The organism is Paenibacillus sp. EZ-K15 (genome assembly GCF_002573715.1).
Taxonomy (GTDB): domain Bacteria; phylum Bacillota; class Bacilli; order Paenibacillales; family Paenibacillaceae; genus Paenibacillus_AQ.
Genome location: NZ_PDHM01000022.1, coordinates 255,535 through 274,486, shown reverse-complemented (window position 1 = coordinate 274,486; position 18,952 = coordinate 255,535). Strand labels below are relative to the sequence as shown.

21 protein-coding genes and 1 other annotated feature are annotated in these 18,952 nt (G+C 48.2%); of the genes, 12 read left to right on the top strand and 9 right to left on the bottom strand.

What is annotated here, in order from left to right:
* The first annotated feature begins 3 nt into the window (after positions 1-3).
* On the top strand, positions 4-543 hold the full coding sequence (locus CRG97_RS28050) for a YutD family protein (RefSeq protein ID WP_098748890.1): 540 nt from the start codon (positions 4-6) through the stop codon (positions 541-543).
* 45 nt (positions 544-588) lie between these two features.
* On the opposite strand, the gene CRG97_RS28045 is transcribed toward CRG97_RS28050, so the two are convergent.
* On the bottom strand, positions 589-1,392 hold the full coding sequence (locus CRG97_RS28045) for an NAD kinase (RefSeq protein WP_009591431.1): 804 nt from the start codon (positions 1,390-1,392) through the stop codon (positions 589-591).
* A 64-nt stretch (positions 1,393-1,456) separates the two neighbouring features.
* The gene (ylbJ, locus tag CRG97_RS28040) at positions 1,457-2,686 is read right to left on the bottom strand and encodes a sporulation integral membrane protein YlbJ (protein WP_098748889.1); all 1,230 of its coding nucleotides are present in this window, start codon (positions 2,684-2,686) and stop codon (positions 1,457-1,459) included.
* 410 nt (positions 2,687-3,096) lie between these two features.
* On the opposite strand from ylbJ, the gene CRG97_RS28035 reads away from it, so the two are divergent.
* Together CRG97_RS28035 and CRG97_RS28030 are read left to right on the top strand one after the other, a co-directional pair.
* A complete protein-coding gene (locus tag CRG97_RS28035; RefSeq protein ID WP_076324869.1) occupies positions 3,097-3,474 on the top strand; it encodes a globin domain-containing protein in 378 nt (125 codons plus the stop codon).
* Positions 3,475-3,531: 57 nt separating this feature from the next.
* A complete protein-coding gene (locus CRG97_RS28030) occupies positions 3,532-4,227 on the top strand; it encodes a DUF2225 domain-containing protein (protein WP_237566599.1) in 696 nt (231 codons plus the stop codon).
* An 87-nt stretch (positions 4,228-4,314) separates the two neighbouring features.
* On the opposite strand, the gene CRG97_RS28025 is transcribed toward CRG97_RS28030, so the two are convergent.
* Positions 4,315-4,545, bottom strand: coding sequence for a hypothetical protein (locus CRG97_RS28025; protein ID WP_071222370.1), 231 nt, complete (start codon positions 4,543-4,545; stop codon positions 4,315-4,317).
* Entirely contained in the window at positions 4,542-4,727 is a 186-nt protein-coding gene (locus CRG97_RS28020) for a YycC family protein (protein WP_071222371.1), read from the bottom strand. The genes CRG97_RS28025 and CRG97_RS28020 overlap by 4 nt, the downstream gene beginning before the upstream one ends.
* 143 nt (positions 4,728-4,870) lie before the next feature.
* On the opposite strand from CRG97_RS28020, the gene CRG97_RS28015 reads away from it, so the two are divergent.
* A complete protein-coding gene (locus CRG97_RS28015; RefSeq protein WP_098748887.1) occupies positions 4,871-6,664 on the top strand; it encodes a M3 family oligoendopeptidase in 1,794 nt (597 codons plus the stop codon).
* Between the two features lie 289 nt (positions 6,665-6,953).
* Positions 6,954-7,358, top strand: coding sequence for an O-methyltransferase (locus CRG97_RS28010; protein ID WP_098748886.1), 405 nt, complete (start codon positions 6,954-6,956; stop codon positions 7,356-7,358).
* 93 nt (positions 7,359-7,451) lie between these two features.
* Here the strand turns inward: CRG97_RS28010 and CRG97_RS28005 are convergent, their stop codons facing one another.
* Together CRG97_RS28005 and CRG97_RS28000 are read right to left on the bottom strand one after the other, a co-directional pair.
* A complete protein-coding gene (locus tag CRG97_RS28005) occupies positions 7,452-7,673 on the bottom strand; it encodes an alpha/beta-type small acid-soluble spore protein (RefSeq protein ID WP_007131961.1) in 222 nt (73 codons plus the stop codon).
* 216 nt (positions 7,674-7,889) lie between these two features.
* Positions 7,890-8,879: an aldose 1-epimerase gene (locus tag CRG97_RS28000; protein WP_098748885.1), complete on the bottom strand. Its 990-nt coding sequence runs from the start codon at positions 8,877-8,879 to the stop codon at positions 7,890-7,892.
* A gap of 176 nt (positions 8,880-9,055) precedes the next feature.
* Positions 9,056-9,298 (top strand) — a binding site (T-box leader).
* 89 nt (positions 9,299-9,387) lie between these two features.
* Between CRG97_RS28000 and trpS the strand changes: the two genes are divergently transcribed.
* Positions 9,388-10,374: a tryptophan--tRNA ligase gene (trpS, locus tag CRG97_RS27995; RefSeq protein ID WP_071222375.1), complete on the top strand. Its 987-nt coding sequence runs from the start codon at positions 9,388-9,390 to the stop codon at positions 10,372-10,374.
* A gap of 12 nt (positions 10,375-10,386) precedes the next feature.
* On the opposite strand, the gene CRG97_RS33405 is transcribed toward trpS, so the two are convergent.
* Positions 10,387-10,554, bottom strand: a complete 168-nt coding sequence (locus CRG97_RS33405) for a hypothetical protein (protein ID WP_009592873.1) — start codon at positions 10,552-10,554, stop codon at positions 10,387-10,389.
* Positions 10,555-10,675: 121 nt separating this feature from the next.
* Between CRG97_RS33405 and CRG97_RS27990 the strand changes: the two genes are divergently transcribed.
* From CRG97_RS27990 to CRG97_RS27980, 3 genes are all read left to right on the top strand, one after another.
* Positions 10,676-10,894 (top strand): alpha/beta-type small acid-soluble spore protein, encoded by a 219-nt coding sequence (locus CRG97_RS27990; RefSeq protein WP_015737431.1) that lies wholly within the window; start codon positions 10,676-10,678, stop codon positions 10,892-10,894.
* Positions 10,895-11,179: 285 nt separating this feature from the next.
* Entirely contained in the window at positions 11,180-12,118 is a 939-nt protein-coding gene (cyoE, locus tag CRG97_RS27985) for a heme o synthase (protein WP_076324861.1), read from the top strand.
* 79 nt (positions 12,119-12,197) lie between these two features.
* Positions 12,198-12,815 carry an SCO family protein gene (locus tag CRG97_RS27980; protein WP_076324860.1) on the top strand — a complete coding sequence of 206 codons (618 nt, stop codon included), beginning with the start codon at positions 12,198-12,200 and terminating at the stop codon, positions 12,813-12,815.
* A gap of 59 nt (positions 12,816-12,874) precedes the next feature.
* On the opposite strand, the gene CRG97_RS27975 is transcribed toward CRG97_RS27980, so the two are convergent.
* Positions 12,875-13,246, bottom strand: a complete 372-nt coding sequence (locus CRG97_RS27975; RefSeq protein ID WP_098748884.1) for a toprim domain-containing protein — start codon at positions 13,244-13,246, stop codon at positions 12,875-12,877.
* Positions 13,247-13,673: 427 nt separating this feature from the next.
* A complete protein-coding gene (locus CRG97_RS27970) occupies positions 13,674-14,843 on the bottom strand; it encodes an MFS transporter (protein WP_098748883.1) in 1,170 nt (389 codons plus the stop codon).
* A gap of 181 nt (positions 14,844-15,024) precedes the next feature.
* On the opposite strand from CRG97_RS27970, the gene CRG97_RS27965 reads away from it, so the two are divergent.
* The 3 genes from CRG97_RS27965 to CRG97_RS27955 all read left to right on the top strand — a co-directional run bounded on the left by CRG97_RS27965 (position 15,025) and on the right by CRG97_RS27955 (position 18,926).
* The gene (locus CRG97_RS27965) at positions 15,025-15,471 is read left to right on the top strand and encodes a hypothetical protein (RefSeq protein WP_076324857.1); all 447 of its coding nucleotides are present in this window, start codon (positions 15,025-15,027) and stop codon (positions 15,469-15,471) included.
* Between the two features lie 109 nt (positions 15,472-15,580).
* A complete protein-coding gene (locus tag CRG97_RS27960) occupies positions 15,581-16,729 on the top strand; it encodes a transglutaminase domain-containing protein (RefSeq protein WP_098748882.1) in 1,149 nt (382 codons plus the stop codon).
* A gap of 142 nt (positions 16,730-16,871) precedes the next feature.
* On the top strand, positions 16,872-18,926 hold the full coding sequence (locus tag CRG97_RS27955; RefSeq protein ID WP_098748881.1) for a peptidoglycan D,D-transpeptidase FtsI family protein: 2,055 nt from the start codon (positions 16,872-16,874) through the stop codon (positions 18,924-18,926).
* Positions 18,927-18,952: the final 26 nt, after the last annotated feature.

Here is an 18,952-nt window from a genome sequence, read left to right as displayed (position 1 = left end):
TCAATGATCGTTATCGGAAACAAGAGTTATGAAGTGTTAAAGGACCATCGAAACGGCTGGAATCTGGAAGCTTTCCGGGAGCGGTACAGCGAGGTGCTGGACCGTTATGACTACATCGTGGGGGACTGGGGTTACAATCAGCTTCGGCTTAAAGGTTTCTATCGGGATAATCATCCTAAGGCTGCCAAGGATTCTACCTTCTCCAGCATGTCCGATTACATTAACGAATACTGCAATTTTGGTTGTGCTCACTTCGTGCTTCAGAAAACCAAGGAGCAGAAGGATGGCAAAGAGCAATCCAATTCCAAAGAGCCTGTGGAGATTCGTGAATTACCCCCCAAGGAAACCAAGGGTGAGGGGGAAGCGAAGGGAAGTAAGGAAACCCTGCAGGAGGGTCCTAAACCGGGCAAGGAGCACAAGGACCAACGCGAGCGGCGCGAAGCAAAGGAATCCAGACGCGAGCCACGTGATCCTAAGGAATCCAAAGAGAAGGAAGCAAAGCCTTCCAAGGAGCCTAATCTTCCGGCTGAACAGCCACAATAAAAAAGAACGGTCACCAGTAAACCAGGTGGCCGTTCTTCTTTTTTTTTAGCCAAGAAATGCATCACGGACACGATTCCAGAAGGGGAACGGCCGATAGCGTGCAAAACTGACCTGCTGTTCCGCCACTTGACAGCGTACGGATACGAGGTCGTCAATCGAGATATTCACATGATCGATAGTAAGCAGCAAACGCTGTTCTTTACGCGAGAATATATCACAATGATGATGCTTAGGCAGAAGCAGCGGTGAGCCCAGCGTACGGAAAATCCGATTGTTAATCGAGGCGATTTCCGCGATCTGCAGAGCATCGATGGAAGGATGAACCATCGCTCCGCCTACACTTTTGTTATAGGCCGTGCTTCCGGACGGCGTAGACACGCAGATCCCGTCTCCTCGGAACATTTCAAAGGTTACATCGTTGATGTCAATCTGCGCGACAACGGTACCGTCAACGCCTTTAAGCGTAAATTCGTTTAAGGCAATGTAAGAGGACGTTCCTGATTTCTTATGAATTTCCAGTTGAACCAGGGGGTACTTGACGAGGCGCGGCTTCACGTTGCCGTGTTCGCCTTCTCCGCTCATATGATCAATCAGCTCTGTCAGTTCATCGGCCTTCCAATCAGCATAGAATCCCAAGTGGCCCGTGTGGACACCGACAAAAGCGAGGTCAGGAATACGGTCAATAAAAGTATGGAAAGCATGCAGCATTGTACCATCTCCGCCGATTGAGACCACAATTTCCGGAGATTCTGCATCCAGCACAAACCCCCGCTGTTCCGCCAGCTTGTGAAATTGCTGGGTCAGCTCGACAGACAATGGGTCACCGCGGTCCAGAACATAATATCTCAAGTTGATAAGCTCCTTTGTAAGGTTATATAAAGATGATAATCAATCTTGGAGAAGAACACAATGTTCACCTTGGGAATTTGCGGATTTTCTGCTGCAGTCCTCGAATGATCCGAATAAACAACGCAACCGCAATCAGGAAACCGAGCAGGATGCAGAAAGCCGCCATAATATGGGTATACCCGTTTAGGGCGGAATCCGAAACAGCCGGCAGCGCCATGGTCGGTATCGAAGATCCCATGACACTTCTCCACAGCAGTAATACAGCGGTCGCGGCAATCACACCATGTATCAATCTGGCAATGACAAAAGGGAAGTATCTAAGGTTGGTAGAGTTCAGGATGCTGATGATCTGGGCATGAACGGACAAGCCGCCCCATGACAATATAAAGGCAGCCGCGGCCGCTTTGTATGGCAATGGAATTGCCGCCCCCGCTTCGCCGGCATATCGAGCACCGAGTGTGACCTCAAACAATCCTCCTACGATGGCAGTGGATAAGGATTCAGGCATCCCAACCAGAGATAACAGCAAACTGATGACTTCAGTTAGCGCTGGCATGGCGCCGGCCCGGGTCCAGAGCTCAAGAAATACGGAGAAGAAAACGACGAGCCCGCCGACAACGATAATGAGCTGAAGCGATGAATGTATCGCTTGTCTTAACAAGGTGCCGAGGTCTCGACCATCCTGCTCACGTGCCGCATGCATGGCATGCAGGGCGGACTTGAGTCTGCTTGTCTTAGCCTGGGACAGGTGGAGTGAATCGGTTGTTGTTTTGGATTCATGCCTGCCATGAAATCTCATAATCAAGCCCACGAGGAAACCTCCGCCATAATGGGACAAGGCAAGGATCAAACCAATCTTGGGGTCATGAAAGAATCCGATAGAGACCGCTCCAATTAGAAATATAGGGTCAGAAGAGGTAGTGAAAGCAACAAGCCGCTCACCTTCCTCCCGGTTTACCATTTTTTGTTCCCATAGCTTGGCGGTTAATTTGGCACCGACCGGGTATCCTGAAACATATCCCATCGCTGCCACGAATCCTCCTGCGCCCGGAATACGAAACAACGGCCTCATCATAGGGTCCAGGAGCGTGCCTATCAGGTGGACTACGCCAAACCCCAGCAGCACCTCTGAAATAACAAAGAACGGGAATAGGGAAGGGAATAGCACGTCCCACCATATCGACAGGCCACGGAGTGCGGATTGAAGCGCCGCTTCGGGAAATAAAGCCATTAGGACAATTACGCTGAGCAGTGCCGTCACAAGCAAGAGCCAGCCCATTTTTTTCATGGTCATAATAAGGAATACGCCCCCTGGCATCGATGTGAATGATAGAAATATAGGTCCGTTGTTAAAAAGCTATGCAGGATATAGGACAAACAGTATAAAAAAACATGAGAAAGCGGTTACATTTATGCTTTATTTTCGGGGATATTGTGCTATAATAAAAAACATCAAAGCACATCTTTCGTATTATGTTTGGATGGAGTGATGATCATGAGCATAGTCGCAGGTATCCTAGTATGCGCCTTCGTTTATGTTATACGTGCTTCTCTCGTCCAGAGTGAAGAGGACTGGCGCAGTTATTAATAAGTTCTAAAAGGTGCTAACCATTGCTTAGCGCCTTTTTTTGTTGTTTTTTGGTATAATGGATAGGTACATCCAATCGAAAGCGAATCATATAACAGATGGGAGAATTAGCGGGTATGGATCCGAACTTAAGCATCTATGATAACCTCGGGGGTGCCGAGGGTGTACGTTCGCTCGTCGAAGCTTTTTATCCGAGAGTGCAGCAAAATGAGCTGCTTTCGCCATTGTTTCCGGAAGACATTATGCCGGTGATGGAGAAACAATATATGTTCTTGAGCCAGTTTTTTGGAGGGCCAGCCTTGTTCTCGGAAGCATTCGGACATCCGATGATGCGGGCCAGGCACATGAAATTCCCGATTACGGATCGCCATGCCGAAGAATGGCTTGGCTGCATGGCAGGAGCCCTAATCGAAATTGGCGTGGAGGATGAATTACGTGATTTTGTGCTGCAGCGTCTGTCCGGCCCCGCCCACCATTTCGTGAATACTCCTTAGTGCCATATACCTACATCTAAACAGGAATTAGACACGAATGAAGGGATGGCGAATGGCGTGAAATTGGAACCCTTGTATTCCATCAAGGTGATTTGTGCGCACTGTGAACATGAATATGTAACGTCCAGGGTGAGACCCAGCTTTAAGAAGGCATACCGTACAGATACGGATTTTTGCGCTTACTATAAATCGGAGAATCCCGATTTTTACGTGGTGCGGATCTGTCCTGAATGCGGTTTTGCCTCCACGGAAAACTCGACCCTGAAATTGAACGAACGGCAGAAGGCGCTCTTTTATGAGCAAGTCGGATGCCGCTGGGAGAAGAGGGATATGAGCGGCTCGCGCAATCTGGAGGATGCTCTGGAGTCGTACAAGCTGGCTCTCCTCTGTGCGCAAGTGATCGGGGAGCGGGATCGCATTGTGGCCAGCCTGCTGCATCATATCGCTTGGCTGTACCGGTATCAGGGCAACGAGGATCAAGAGAAGCGGTTCTTGAGTTATAGCCTGGAATCCTATGTCCGAGTGTATGAGCTGGAAGGGGTAGGGGCGAATGATGCTAGGTTGCTGTATCTGATCGGGGAGATCCACAGAAGGCTGGGACAGTTTCAGGAGGCGGTTCAATGGTTCTCCAGAGTGGTCCAGGATGACAAGATTATGGATGCCGCGATGATACGCGCATCCAGAGAGCAATGGAAGCTGATATCCGAGCAGATCCGGGAGCAGAAGAACACGGCACTCAAGGCAGAGTCCTAATGTCCTAATGCAAATAGCCCGCTGAAGGGTGGGTCAGCAGGCTGTTGGATATGCACGAATAGGCTGAACTCATGCTCTACGGTGAAGTCAGCGTAATCGCTGATCCGTGAGCAAGTAGTCGATGTCGCTGTCCAGCACGGTTACTTTGTTGTGGCAGCAGGGGAAGATCAGCAGCTTCTTTTTCCCTTCCCTTACGCTTATCAGTTCTTTGGGTTTCATCGGCAGCAATACATTGTCGGTTCCGCAGAATGGGCAACTGTGTACATACACGTCGTTTCCAACGACATCATAAGGCCAAGTATTGGAAAAAGGAATCATGAGTTCTCCGATGATGGGGACTCATCATCTTTTTTCGTTGCTTTCGCTTCCTCATTCTTGGCAAGCTCGGCAATTTTTTGCATTAGTATATGCTGAGGCATGTGCATCAGCTGTTCCAGCGGAACGCCCAGCTGCTTGGACAATGTAACCGCCGTCTCCGGTGATATTTGCAAAGGTCTCATGGCTTCTAGCTCCTCCAGCAGTAAATTGGTTGTGCAGTAATAACATAAATTGAGTTATATATAGTTATACACTTTTCCCTAAGTCCACACAAATGGAATTCCGCTTGAATTCATATTTTATTTTGAAAGGTGATGAATGATCGATGGCACTTCAACAAACTTGGGATTTGGAATCGATATTTCCCGGAGGCTCTTCCTCACCGCAGCTCGTGAGCTTTCTTGAGGCTCTTGAGCAGGATGTACATAATCTGCAGCAAGCCGTTAAAGCATTGACCGTTCCGGAAACCATGGAGAACACATCCAGCCTTGAACACTTCCTTGAGCAATTCCAAAGTGCCTATGCCCGTATCCGTGAAGTCTCTGCATTCGTGAGTTGCCTGACCGCGCAGAATGTAAATGACAAGAAGGCGGTTCAATTATCCGGCCGGGTAACTTCGTTGTCCGCGACCCTGCAATCGGTTAAGAACCAATTCGATAACGTTCTTCGCGGTATGACTGACGAACTCTGGACCGCTTGGACCGGTACGGATAAGGTGTCCGCGCTTGATTTCGTATTGAACGAAAGCCGTAATCTCGCGAAAGATAAGATGAGTCCTGAGTTAGAGAGCCTGGCTCTGTCGCTTGGCGTAGACGGTTATCATGGATGGGGAGAGTTCTACGATACCATCGTTAAGAAAATCCAAATTCCATATGAGGAAGACGGTAAGACGGTCATGATGTCGGCAGGACAGGCGTTCAATAAAATGCATGATCCTCGCCGGGAAGTACGTCAATCCATGTTTGAAAAGTGGGAGCAGGCATGGGGAGATTCCGCTGATTACTGCGCGGATACCCTTAACCATTTATCCGGCTACCGCCTGAAGCTGTATGAGAACCGCGGCTGGGATGATATCTTGAAGGAGCCGCTAGCGATTGGCCGTATGAGCCGTGAGACGCTTGATACCATGTGGGCTGTAATCCAGGACACCAAGTCGGTGCTTGTGGAGTACCTAAACCGTAAAGCGAAGTTGCTTGGTCTGGAAGGCTTGTCTTGGACTGATGTAGATGCCCCGCTGCGTACTTCCGCAACCAAAATCTCATATGACGATGCCGCTGTTAACATTGTGGAGCAGTTCCGTAAGTTTAGCCCGAGATTGGCGGATTTCTCGCAAATGGCGTTTGATAAGAGCTGGATTGAGGTCGAGGATCGTGCCGGTAAGCGACCTGGTGGATTCTGTACTTCCTTCCCGGCTAGCGGCCAGACTCGGATCTTCATGACGTTTGGCGGAACAGCCTCGAACGTTTCGACCCTGGCGCATGAACTGGGCCATGCCTACCATCAGCATTTGATGGGCGGAATACCAGTGCTTAACCAAAAGTATGCGATGAATGTTGCCGAGACGGCATCTACTTTTGCTGAAATGATTGTTTTTGATGCCATGGTAAAGGGTGCCGGCAGCGAAGAAGAAAAGCTGGCTCTGCTGGAAGAGAAAATTCAGAACAGCGTAGCTTTTTTTATGAATATTCATGCACGTTTCTTGTTCGAAACCCGCTTCTATGACAAACGGAAGAGCGGTCTGCTCAGCAGCGAGGAAATTTCGGAATTGATGGTGGAGGCGCAGAAGGAAGCCTACTGTGATGCTCTGACATCATACCATCCGCATTTCTGGGCATCCAAGCTTCATTTCTATATCACAGGCACGCCGTTCTATAATTTCCCATACACCTTCGGTTATATGTTCAGTACCGGCCTCTATGTTCGGGCATTGGAAGAAGGTCCGACCTTTGCAGACAAATATGATGCCCTACTTCGGGATACCGGCGTGATGTCCGTGGAGAATCTGGCAAAGAAACATCTGAATGTGGATCTGACCCAGCGCGAATTCTGGCAAAGTGCAGCTGACTCTTGCGTATCCGATATTAGACAATTCTTGCAAATGACGGAACATATGGCGTGATTTGTTGATTTTCATCGGAAAAACAGATAAAAGAATTTGCTAGAGGGCTTTTGCCTCCCAAGTACATGCAAATTCCAACCTATGAAGAAGCCCGGCTTGGGCTTCTTTTTTTGTCGTAAAAGAATGAAAGTTGACGCAAAAAAGGAGCCGAAAACTAAATTATTTGTGCAATTTTAGTAATAAATACCCAAATGTGTTGAATATTGTTGATACATTGATTCCTTTACCCTATAATGAGTCATAAGCCCTAGTAATAGGGAGAATTTACTAATAAAGGAGGGGAGAAGAGATGGTAAAACTAGATCAATTATCACTGGCTAGACAATTGGACATCGTTTTTAAAGAGCTGGAAGAAGAGTTGGGAGGTCTAAGTTCAGGGACAGTATTTGTACAAATACGAAACAATGTAATTGGTAAATTTGGCATACGGCATAATCCATTGGCTGGGCGTAACGGGGTCATAGCTCCACTTGAGGAGGGGCTAAGTGAAGCTCAACAATTCTCTTTTCGTACGATGGCGCTTGAAAGTCTGAAACATAAACGACACTGGACACACGGCGAAATCAGTTATGAATTTATGGTACGACAAGGAATTGTCGTTGTAGATGCTATACTTGAATCCAACTATAACATGGCCAACTTGATGATTCGGTACCCTCGTAATACATATGCCGAAGCTGCTTCGGAATCCTGAAATCATTTATCATATAGAATATATAACGAAAGAGGCGATCTTTGGGGAGAAGATCGCCTCTTTCTAATTACGGCTGGAGGGAAGAGATGCGAATTACAGGTTCGAACGACCCGATAATTGCTGCTCAGCCAATTGTACCAGACGTTTGGTGATGTAACCTCCCAATGAACCTGTTTCACGGGAAGTATAGTTACCCATGTAACCGTCTTGAGGAAGCGTTACACCCAGTTCTTGAGCTGCTTCTACTTTCAATTGTTGAAGAGCTGCAGTTGCTTGAGGTACGACAAGATTGTTAGAAGAACGACCTTGAGCCATGTCATGTCACCTCCTTTGATGTTGTATATGGATATTATGACTGAATCCTAGGAATCTCATTCGTGCTTGAGGCAGATCATTTGGTGGTAAAATTATCCGAATCGCTGGAATGGTCGTTATCTTAGACAAACAAGAGCAGTCCTTTGATTTCAAAGGACTGCTCTTGTTGAAACATTAAGTATATAAAGATCTTATGGCTCACATGAAATGGCTTAACTACCCTTGCTCTGCCTCCGGTGACGTTTTTTGGATGCTGATTTGGGTATTCAGGTTCACGGTCTGTCCCGGTTCCAGATGAATCAGGCCGGTTTCTTCGCTTGGCAGATTCAAATTGGGCGCGTTCGGAAGCCAGGTATATGGCTCGATGCAGAGGAATTCCTCTGCGACGCCTTTCGTATAGAGCACCCAGTGCTTGAAAAAGGCGCGGTCTGCCGAATAATGAATTTGATAACCATCATCCCGTTGAAGCATGGCTTCGGCTGGTTTGCCCTCCGGGATTTTCAATATCGTGTCAAGGTCGGCTTCCTTCAGGTTGAGTCCGGAATTCAATTGTTCCAGATGGCCAAGCGGTGAAAGATCTCCGGTTGGAATCAGTTCATTATTCAAGGTATAGATGCCCTCTACAGGCAGATCCAGCGTCCAGCGATGCGGCTCACCATCAAGCAGGAACCACGTATGGTAACCCATGCCGAACGGGACAGGGCTGGAACCCAGATTCGTTGCACGAAGACTCTGCGATAAGCGGGTACCCTGAAGACGGAAGGTCATTTCCAGCTTCAGCGGTACTGGGAACTGGGCAATCCATTTCGGATCATCCGATGATATGAACTCTGTCGAAACGGCGCACCCATCATCCTCTTCCTCTATGTCGCTGACACACCAAGCCTGTGATCGGTGGAGACCGTGGATATGATTGTCGTTCGCTGTATTTTGATCAAATTGATACGATGTTCCGCCATACTCAAACTGGCCTTTGGAAATCCGGCCTGGCGGAATGAGCATCGGGATGCCGAAGTGGTAGGGCTTCTGAAGATAGAATGCAAGCTCACTTTCATCTGGTTTTCGAAGGATTTCGCGTGAGTTTTCAAGGTCTTTGATTCCAATGACATTGTTACCTAGACGAGGAAGGAGAGTCACTTCAAGACGGCCGCTGTTTAAAATATAGGTGTCGTAACCATTCCACTGGCCTTTGGTCACTTGATTCATATCGATGCTCCTTTACTAACAGAAATCATGGTCTTGACGATTACCCACATCATAACAGATTTTTGCGGAAAGGGTAAAAGAAATGCTTCAAAACATCGGACGACTTGATTCCAAAATGGAATTGACAAGGCAGAGCAAGAGTTTTATCATTGCATGTAATAGTGATCCAAAATGATTGAAACACGATGACAAGGACAAGTAAGCAGGTGCGGCCCATCCTTCAGAAAGCCGGTGGTTGATGTGAACCGGTGGATCCGCTTTGCTGAATGGACCTTTGAGTGCTAGGCTGAACAGGGATTATACTGTTATTCCTTAATATGCCGGCCGGGTATTCTCCGTTACAAGAATAGAAGGCTGCAGCTTAAGTATTAGAGTTACTGCAGCGAATAAGGGTGGCACCACGGTCTCACGTCCCTTGCGGATGTGAGGCCTTTTTGCGTTCATATATGTTCCCTTGAGCGGGGCAGACTTTGGATTAAAGAATGTTTAAATAAATGGAGGGCTAGTCATGAAAACAGTATTATCGGGAATTCAACCGAGCGGCAATTTGACACTGGGCAACTACATTGGAGCCATTAAAAATTTTGTTAAGCTTCAAGACGAGCATGATTGTTACTTTATGGTCGTCGATCTGCACGCCATTACGGTACCGCAGGAGCCAAGCTCCCTCCGAGATCGCTCCGAATCGGTTGCGGCACTGTACGTTGCAGCCGGAATCGACCCGAATCGTGCTAATATTTTTCTGCAATCCCATGTTCCTCAGCATGCCGAGCTGGGATGGATCATGACAACGATGGTGAATATGGGCGAATTGGAACGGATGACACAATTTAAGGACAAGTCGGAAGGTAAAGATTCCGTAGGAGCCGGTTTGTTTGTCTATCCAGCGCTTATGGCTGCAGATATATTGCTGTATAATGCCAATCTGGTACCGGTCGGAGATGACCAAAAGCAGCATTTGGAAATCACGCGCGATTTAGCTGCACGGTTCAATCATCGGTTCGGTTCCTATTTCAATATGCCGGAACCGTTCATTCCGGAAGTGGGCGCACGAATTATGTCGCTGGATGATGCTTCTAAAAAGATGAGCAAAAGTAATCCGGTTGAGGGCAGTTATATTGCGATGCTGGATACGCCGGACCAAATCCGCAAGAAAATCAGTAGAGCTACAACTGATTCCGGGGCCGAAGTGGTCTATGACCCGTCTGCTAAACCAGAGGTTAGCAATCTGATGAGTATCTATTCGGAGTGTGCTGGGGTGTCCTTGCAGGAAGTACAGGCGCGTTTTGAAGGGAAGATGTACGGGGCATTCAAGAAGGAGCTTGGCGAAGTTGTAGTAGCCGCTCTGGAACCACTCCAAAACAGATACTACGAAATTCGCCAAACCGGTGAGATTCATGACATTCTGGCCAAGGGAGCAGAGCAGGCACAGAAGACTGCAGCTCAAATACTGGATGGCGTCAAGGACAAGATGGGCTTTCTGGCTCGTAAATAAGCAGGGTTCTTCCTAAGAAGGCTTGCGTTTGGATTTGATAATGAATCCCCAGCCTATGTTGAGAATGGAGAGCAGGGCCAGACCGACGGCCAGAAATCCGTTGTAGCTGATGGATATGGCCGAGGCGGTCAGCAGGACGATCGAAGAGACCGCAAACCATAGTGATAAGCCTTTACTCATATGAAAAAAACCTCCAAAGATAAAAATTGAAAAAATACGTATAACGTTGCAAGAAGGAGCCATAATAAGTTTGCAAGCTTGCACTGGAATAACAGACATTCAGTGAAGGGAGATATTTAATATGGCACGCCGCAGCAACAATTTGGTTGTACCTCAAGCAACTGCAGCATTACAACGTTTGAAACTCGAGGCTGCTCAAGAACTAGGCGTAACGATTCCTCAGGACGGTTACTATGGTAACTATACTTCCCGTGAAACAGGATCCCTGGGTGGATACATTACAAAACGTTTGGTACAGCAAGCAGAACAGGCTCTTTCGGGGTCTGGCCGCACGCTGTAATCTCTTTCTCATAACGTGAGTATGGAAGCCCGGAGCGCTATCATTGCGCTCCGGGCTTTGTATTCATATTAAGGGATCGACACCCATCTTTGCTACATAGACAAATTGTGCCTTAAACAACGGCATAACGTCAAGAATATATCGCTTCCAAATGTCACTGAATTGTCATATAGATGGAACGAATTCCGAAGGATTGCTAAACACTTTTTACTAATGATATGATAAACTTTATAGCGGAGGCAGTACTTCCTCCATAACGACAGATACAAGGAGGAACGTTTACACGTGGATAATCACTTGAGATACCAAGCTCCTTCAGAATCCGCAGCACTTGCCTCGGCAGCGCCTGCACCTCCCGATAAGGCGGGGACTTGGAAAGATTTTATCACGGTAACGAAGCCCGGAATCATCCGGTCAAATTTGATAGCGGCTTTTGCCGGATTTTGGCTAGCATCGCGTTGGGATATCCAATTTGGATTGATGATTATGACACTTCTCGGAACCGTGCTTGTTATGGCTTCGTCCTGTGTTTTCAATAACTATTTCGACAGAGAGCTTGACATGAAGATGGAGCGTACACGGAATCGCTCACTTCCAACCGGACGGCTGACACCAAAGGTTGTTCTTTGGTATGCCATCATTCTTGGGGTCGTTGGACTAGCCATGTTGTTCCTGTTCTCAGGAGTATTGGCAGGGATATTCGGAGCGATCGGAATGTTCGTATACGTTGTGGTATACACATTATGGTTAAAGCGGTCATCAACATGGAGCACGTCGGTAGGCGCTATTTCCGGAGCGATGCCGCCGGTGATCGGCTATGTGGCCGTGACAGGAACCGTAGATATGGCTGCGGTTTTGCTGTTCGCTCTTCTGTTTCTCTGGCAGCCGCCGCATTTCTGGGCACTGGGCATTCGCCGGGTTGAAGAATATCGTGCAGCGGGCTTTCCGTTATTGCCGGTAGTTAAAGGAATTAAACGCACGAAGTATCAGATGATCCCTTACCTGGTACTGCTTATACCGATCCCCATCCTGATGTACACTTATGGATACGCCGGTATATTCTTTCTGGTTATCGGACTCCTTCTGGCTATTTGGTGGCTCTACGCCGCGCTCCAAGGTTTCCGTGCTAAGGACGATGAAGCTTGGTCCAAAAAAGTATTTATTATCTCCATTAACTACTTGACCTTGAGCCTGATCGTTCTCATACTCAATACCACTTTTTAATAGGTGGAAGGGCTTTAACGCTGCACTAAACCTGACAAGAACAGGGATTGCCTGAGACGAAGGGAGAACGGGGAAGGTCATGAATGCATTCAAACGTTACAAATGGACTTGGGTACTACTCGCTGTCTGCGTAATAGCAGCTATTTACCTGGTATACAACTCGTTAGGTTTCGGAAAAGAAAAGTTTCCAATCGTTCGTGAGGTAGCCGCATACTCCATGGAAAATGTGGATGGAAAGACGATCACATCGGACGATACCAAGGGCAAGGTGAAGCTCATGTACTTCTATTTCACCAGCTGCCCGGATGTATGCCCGATTACAACACTGGTTCTTTCGCAAATACAGGAAGACTTGAAGAAAGAGGGCATCTTCGGTAAAGAAGTTAACTTCGTGTCCATCTCCTTTGACCCGGAAACCGATACAAAAGAGAAGATTAAGGAGTTCGGGGACCGTTTCTATGCGGATTATAACGGCTGGTACTTCCTTCGTGGAGATCAGGAGGAAACACGGAAGCTGATGCAGGACTCTTTCAAAATCCCGCTGCTCGGCAATAACTCGACGAATTTCACGCATGGCAATTCCATTGCATTGGTTGACCGGAATAACAATATTCGGAAGACCTATAATGCAGCGGATCCGGCCCAAGTGAAGACCGAGGATATTGTGAAGGACATTAAGACCTTAATTAAGGAATAACCTATAGGTAAAACCAAAAGGCGCGCTCTATCGTTAAAGATGGAGGACGCCTTTTTTATTTAAAATAGCGATTTCTGATCTGCGATGTTAATAGCAGGAGGCGGGTAAATGATGAACTCTTCCAGCCCGGCCTTCTCTAACTGGGCAATCAGGTATTCGTCAGGCGTTCCTTCTACGCCGGCGTATCCCCGGCGCGTATAGATCTGTTCGGCATCAGGGAAGATGTCGCGCAGGGCACCGCGAATTTTCTTGCCGGAGCTGTCGTTATCCATAAAAAGATACACCTCTTGATCCTTCACCTGTATATGAAGGCTTTCCAGCTTGGCGGTGTTTAGCGTTCCAAATGTGCACAGGATGGTTATATCCGATGTCAGCAATCGGCGTAGTCGGCTCCGGTCGTTCTTGCCCTCTACAATGAGGAATATCGGCATCTTTTTTCACCTCTGTCATGATACGGAGATCCTTGGCAGCATTCCCCGGGAAATGATGATCCGCCGTCGAATGATGGTTGTGTCGAATGGTGTATGTATAGTTTAACTTGTTTTTTATCGATCATGCAAAGCGGGCAAAATAAACGGCCATCCGCTGGATGGCCGTAACAAGGTTAATCCATGTATTCTACTAGAAACAGCTCAAGATGATGACGAGCAGAATGTACAATACAAGAACCATTCCTACTGAATTTCCATAGCCCCCATGGCACTGTTTATGATGAACATGACTCATGATTACTTCACCCCTTGGTTAGATGTACGTGGTCATTTGCCACACTGTATCTTATGTGGTTTTACCCATATGGATTGTGTATTGGCCCATCCTTATCTTTTTGGGCGCTGGCTCAAGCCTGGTACAGCTTCCTTAGACGGTTGAGATTGGAGGTTCTGGTGAGACAGCTGTTAAAGGTGCTTCACGATTGCGTTTGGGCAGCAGCAGCAGCACGGTCATCAGCATCAGAAACGCGATAAAATAAGGAGACACCACCGTTCGGAGCTGTCCTGCCGCAATAGGACCTACAAAGGAACCCAGCGACATGGCGATGGATTGCAATGAGAAGACTTTCCCGAGTCTGCCTCCGCCGCTTAGCTCTATGAACAGTGAGGATAATGCCGGAAACAGCAATCCTTTAGCAAGTCCGAGCGCAAACAGGATGACCGTAATCGGTACATGGTCTGCTGCAGCCAGGGCGTAGAAGCAAATAGCGAGCCCCAATACGCCGATGGTCACCCTGATATAGGGCGCATAACGATTCAGAAACAGCATGCTTAATGTGACCAAAGCTCCAAGGCTAATGACGGAGAATAGAAGTCCGGTGGACATAATGCTTGCCAGCCCGCTTTCCCGCAGCGGTATTTCAAAGAACAGGATTCCTTGAGAGCATGCGATAGCAAATGGAATCAGATATAAGCGCAAGCTAAAAGGAAGCCGCGCCGGTGTCCCGCTGTTGATCGGAACAGCCTGCCCTTTATCTTTAGCAGTGGCTGACAGAGGCTTCGGGAGACTGAGAAACGCCATCAAGCCGGTGAAAATCAAAAGCCAGCCCAGACTCTGGAATGTACCGGAAAATCCTGCTTTGGCTACAATGAAAGCGCCGGCGGCCGGTGACAAGACAGAGGCAAGGGTGTGGATCACGCCATGACCGGACATATATTTGCCTTGCGTAACAGGATCCCGGGAGAGAGACGCAAGCAGCGCCAAACAGGCCGGTGACAAAAAGGCCAAGACGAAGCCGCTGATCGAGCGGAGCACGAGCAGCTGCCAGGGCAGTTGGACATGAGCCTGGAGCAGCAGGATAACACCAGCGGCAGTTAAGCTGAAAATAATGTAGCGTCTGCTACCGTGCCGATCGATCAGATTGCCTGCAAGCAGATTGCCAGGCAGATGAGTTAAAGCATAAATGCCCATCATCCAGCCGATAAACGTAGGGGCTGCGCCAAGGGAGATGGCAAAGGGCGTCAGTACTGGATACTGAGCATGCAAATCAAAAAACGCCAGAAACAAAAACATATAGAGCCATAATGCGGTTTTCAATATGGCACCCTCCTATCCGGCAAAAGTTGATATGGTATTACTACTTGTACGTTCGAGAGGGCAAGCTTATACCTTTTTGTGAAAAGACCCGGTTGGCTGACAGCTTTGCGGGGTATCATGTATAATTAATAAGACGGCCATGAACCGCCGCTTTTGAAACGATGAACGGGAGTGAATTGAATTGGATACTCAGGTCTGGATTGAATTTCTTAAACAAAACTGGCTGGTCATTGCCATCGCCTTAATTATCTTGTTTATTGTGCTGAATGTGGTGAGAACCGTCATTAAGTGGGCGCTAGCCGTACTCATCATCGTGGGATTGTTGGTGTATAGCGGAATTTCATTGGATAAAATCGGCGAGGTTGTAACCACGGTGAAGGAAGAAACGGTGGACACGATAAAAAAAGAAGCGCTGAACATGATGATGAAAGAAGCGAAGGAAGCAAAATATACATCGAATGGGGACGGTACCTACTCCATTAAAGCTCCTAATCTGGAGCTGAAAGGAAGTGACGGCTCCGAAGAAGTTGAAGTCACTTTCCGCGGTGTTTCGGTAGGGAAGTGGGATATCAACGATACGATTCAGAGCTTTATCGATGATGCCAAGAGCAATACGGCCTCTAAATAAAAAAAGATGAAACGCAATCGGAAGCGAATGTACGAGGGCGGCAGCGTTTTAGTGCTGCAGCTCGCTTACATCGGTTGACAAGACATCATGGGGAGAGGAGGGGATACCGTTGATGTCGGCATGGAAGGATAGTGTGCTGGGTGGGAACGGAATCACCATCTTGCTGCTGCTGATTGTGGCTTTTTCACTATTGCAGGGATGGAGTCGCGGAGCCTCCCGGTCAGCCGGGAAGCTTGTTTTTTTTCTGGGGGATGCGGTGCTGCGTCTGGTCGGGCTTGCGATCTCCGTTCCTTTTACATTATGGTTATCACCCAAGGCAGGCGATTGGCTGGGGACAGCCTCCAGTTTACCGAATCGAGAACTGCGCTTCTGGGAACAGATTTATTATACAGCCGTAAAATCGCTGGCGGATTTCCCGCTGCTCCGGTTTGCGGTGCTGTTTATGTTAAGTTACGCCCTTATCGTATTTATGCTGCGTCTGCTCGTTTCCCTGATCATGGGAGGCAGGCTGGGACTCTTCGGAACGAGAAAAGATACGTCGGCATCGCTGCTGAGCCGGCTAACAGGCGCGGGAATTGGCGTCATCATGGGTGCTGCCCGGAGCATTATCGTTATTGCGATCTTATTCATCTACGTTAGTCTGAATCCCGACCACGGCTTCAGCCGGTACGTTGAGGCTTCGCCGGTTTATCAGCAGGGAGCGAGGGCTGTAATAGAGCCTTTGTCGGGTTCTCTCGTCCGCGAGAAGCTGCCGGTCTTTACCCAATCGGTTCAAGAAGAATTGAATGGGATCATTCAGCGGAAGTATGAGGTCATCGACCACAAGATTCCCGAGGGGATCGAACAGACGGCAAGCCATGTCGTGAAGGGGGCAGCATCCGATGAAGAGAAAGCGCGAAAGCTCTATGATTGGGTTGGCAGCCGGATTACGTATGATCACGACAAAGTGACCTTGTATGAAGAGCAGCGGATATGGAAAGAGCAGACACCACAGGATACGTACGATACAAGGTTAGGTGTGTGCATTGATTATGCCCGGCTGTATGCCATGATGGCCCGGTCTCAGGATCTGAAAGTTCGGGTCGTAACTGGCAGGGGATATAATGGACAAGGCGGTTATGGTCCCCATGCCTGGAATGAGGTCTACTTGAGTGAAGAGAAGCGATGGATACCGCTGGACCCGACCTGGGCACAGAGCGGCAACTGGTTTAACCCGCCGCGCTTCAATGAGACGCATATTAAAGAGCAGGTGTTTTGATAAGTGTGTTGATATGGAGAAGGGCGGACTTTGAAGCAAGGGAAGTCCGCCCTTTCCCGTCAGGGGGCCCTTCCAGATGAAGTGGGGGGGCGTTTATGTTAATATGAGTTTATGTGATTGTGGATAAAGGGGAGAAGCATACGTGAAAGGGTTTAGGCCGGATAAGCGCAAACAAGAAGAACGAGATGCCGGCAGTCAGTTTAACTTGCGGGTTAATCTATTTTTTTTCAGCACTTTTATCATATTCTGTGTCGTTATTATACGTCTTGCTATACTGCAGTTCGTTGAAGGGCCTGAGCTAAAAGAGCTCGAAACCGGTGGGCAGGTTAAAAATTTCCCGCTTCAGCCGATCCGGGGCAGCATCGTTGATGCTTCCGGAACGCCGCTTGCATACTCGACACCCTCCCAAGCACTGTATTTAACGCTGTTAAAGGATTACAGTTCATCCGAACGAGGGAAGAAGAACCGTCCGGAGATCGAAAAGCTGGCCGAAGAAATGGTCAAGGTCTTCGAGCAGTATGGTGATCCAACAGCAGAAAAGTTGACTGTGGATGATGTGATCAAAGCGATGGACCTGGAATTCAACAAGCAGCCGGGTTATGAGCCGAGACGCATTAAGGCAGATCTCTCGACTAAAGAAGTGGCTTACTTTATGGAGCATAAGAATGAATATCCTGGAGTCGAGGTTGTCGAAGAGAGTCAGCGTCAATACAACCCGGAAAAAATCGCCGTTCAAACGATTGGTTATTTGAAAGAGTTCCGCGGAATTAAGACACTGGAAAAATATAAGGAGATTGATGAGCAGAACAAGAAACAAAAAGATCCGGGACTCATCTACACGGAGCAGGAGAAGGTCGGTGTAGACGGACTCGAAATGATGTTCCAGGATGAGCTGCGCGGCAAGAACGGATATATCGGGATTCCGATTAATCCGCAGAACATGGCGGACGGGGTGCCGACCATGATCGCCCCGGAGAAGGGCTACAATATTCATACGACGATTCATAAGGATATTCAGAAGGTTACGCAGCAGGCGATCATGGATCAGCTGAAATGGCTTCACGCTAATACAGTTTCCGGTAAAACGCATCCGAATGCGCAAACGGGTTATGCCGTAGCGATGGAAGTGGACACCGGGAACATTGTTGCCATGGCCAGCATGCCGGATTATGACCCGAATGTGTGGGAGAATGGGACCGATGATTGGGAATCCGTCATGAAGTACTACGGCAACGGAACGATCTCTCCATACAGTTCCGGTCGATCCGGCAACAATCTGGAATCGGTCGTGCTGCTCGGTTCCACCATGAAGCCTTTGACGGTATTAATTGGACTTAATGAAAAATTGTTCGGGCCGAACGATTATTATTATGATGGCGGTGCAGCATTCTTCGGTAAGGATAATACGAGAGTCCGGAACTCGGGCGGTAGAGCCTACGGATCTCTGAATGCGAGACAAGCGATTGAGCACTCCTCCAATGCCTTTATGGTTGACTGGATCGGGGAACGACTGTATAACAAATACGGCTCCAAATCCGTTGAAAAATGGGATGAATACATGAAGGAATTCGGGCTCGGGGTATCTACCGAATCCGGTCTGCCGAAGGAGCATAAAGGAATCATCGAGTATACCAATATCGAGCAGGCGGGAAGTTATCTAGCTGCCATGGCATACGCTTCATTCGGACAGTCCGGTAAATATACGACGCTCCAATTGGCACAGTATGCCAGCACGCTTGCCAATCGTGGAGAACGCATTCGGCCACAGCTTGCGAGCAAGATTGTAGATCAGGACGGCAATGTGATCAAGGAATTCAAGCGCGAAGTATTAAATAAAGCGGAATTCCCACAGCAGTACTGGAACGAAGTCATTGCAGGGATGAATACGCAGGGACTTCGAGCTTTTGAAGATTTTAAATATGATTTTGCACGGAAAACAGGAACATCCGAGCAGGATATTTATAAAAACGGTTCTCGGATCAGGGTGGAAAACGGGGTTTTCATCGCTTTTGCACCACGGCAAAATCCGAAGCTGGCCGTCGCCGTAGTCATACCGGAAGCAGGCTTTGGTTCCCAGAGTGCCGCGCCGGTTGCCCGCAAAATTTTCGATGCTTATGACGAAATTTACGGACTCGACGGTACGCCTCACCCTAAACAAACCGAGGGTGAGAATGAGGAAGGCAATCCGAACCAATAATAGGAAGCAGCATAACGGCAGCCAAG

What these genes read in the sequence shown, in the direction of transcription:
- CRG97_RS28050 (WP_098748890.1), top strand. Translation starts at nt 4, where the DNA reads ATGATCGTTATCGGAAACAAGAGTTATGAAGTGTTAAAGGACCATCGA.
- ylbJ (WP_098748889.1), bottom strand. Translation starts at nt 2,686, where the DNA reads ATGACCATGAAAAAAATGGGCTGGCTCTTGCTTGTGACGGCACTGCTC.
- CRG97_RS28035 (WP_076324869.1), top strand. Translation starts at nt 3,097, where the DNA reads ATGGATCCGAACTTAAGCATCTATGATAACCTCGGGGGTGCCGAGGGT.
- CRG97_RS28025 (WP_071222370.1), bottom strand. Translation starts at nt 4,545, where the DNA reads ATGATTCCTTTTTCCAATACTTGGCCTTATGATGTCGTTGGAAACGAC.
- CRG97_RS28020 (WP_071222371.1), bottom strand. Translation starts at nt 4,727, where the DNA reads ATGAGACCTTTGCAAATATCACCGGAGACGGCGGTTACATTGTCCAAG.
- CRG97_RS28015 (WP_098748887.1), top strand. Translation starts at nt 4,871, where the DNA reads ATGGCACTTCAACAAACTTGGGATTTGGAATCGATATTTCCCGGAGGC.
- CRG97_RS28010 (WP_098748886.1), top strand. Translation starts at nt 6,954, where the DNA reads ATGGTAAAACTAGATCAATTATCACTGGCTAGACAATTGGACATCGTT.
- CRG97_RS28005 (WP_007131961.1), bottom strand. Translation starts at nt 7,673, where the DNA reads ATGGCTCAAGGTCGTTCTTCTAACAATCTTGTCGTACCTCAAGCAACT.
- CRG97_RS28000 (WP_098748885.1), bottom strand. Translation starts at nt 8,879, where the DNA reads ATGAATCAAGTGACCAAAGGCCAGTGGAATGGTTACGACACCTATATT.
- trpS (WP_071222375.1), top strand. Translation starts at nt 9,388, where the DNA reads ATGAAAACAGTATTATCGGGAATTCAACCGAGCGGCAATTTGACACTG.
- CRG97_RS33405 (WP_009592873.1), bottom strand. Translation starts at nt 10,554, where the DNA reads ATGAGTAAAGGCTTATCACTATGGTTTGCGGTCTCTTCGATCGTCCTG.
- CRG97_RS27990 (WP_015737431.1), top strand. Translation starts at nt 10,676, where the DNA reads ATGGCACGCCGCAGCAACAATTTGGTTGTACCTCAAGCAACTGCAGCA.
- CRG97_RS27980 (WP_076324860.1), top strand. Translation starts at nt 12,198, where the DNA reads ATGAATGCATTCAAACGTTACAAATGGACTTGGGTACTACTCGCTGTC.
- CRG97_RS27975 (WP_098748884.1), bottom strand. Translation starts at nt 13,246, where the DNA reads ATGCCGATATTCCTCATTGTAGAGGGCAAGAACGACCGGAGCCGACTA.